Here is a 371-nt window from a genome sequence, read left to right as displayed (position 1 = left end):
TGGTGGCCCAAGTGCGGCGGTCGAGCAGCTCGGTCTTAATCGTGGCGAAGAACGACTCAGCCACCGCGTTGTCCCAGCACTGGCCTTTGCGTCCGACCGAGAGCCGGACTCCGGCCTGGGTGGCGGTGCGGGCGAACTGGGCGGAGGTGTACTGGCAGCCGCGGTCGGAGTGGAAGATCACTCCGGGAGCGGGGCTGCGCTGGGTGAGAGCGTTGCCTAGCGCGGTGTCGATGAGGTCGGTGCGCAGGTGGTCGGCGGTGGCCCAGCCGACCACTCGCCGGGAGGCGATGTCGATCACGGTGGCCAGGTAGAGCCAGCCTTCCCAGGTGGGGATGTAGGTGATGTCCCCGCACCACCGTGTGTTGACCGCG

At 68.5% G+C, this 371-nt stretch carries 1 protein-coding gene; it reads right to left on the bottom strand.

Annotation, left to right across the window (positions count from 1 at the left end; translation table 11 throughout):
• Positions 1 to 371 (bottom strand): IS3 family transposase (locus EIY87_RS46015; protein WP_125316420.1); only part of this gene is annotated, 371 nt, incomplete at both ends.

The sequence above is a fragment of the Amycolatopsis eburnea genome (assembly GCF_003937945.1).
Taxonomy (GTDB): domain Bacteria; phylum Actinomycetota; class Actinomycetes; order Mycobacteriales; family Pseudonocardiaceae; genus Amycolatopsis; species Amycolatopsis eburnea.
The sequence above is the reverse complement of the archived record's forward strand: the minus strand, read 5'-3'. Positions and strand labels throughout refer to the sequence as shown.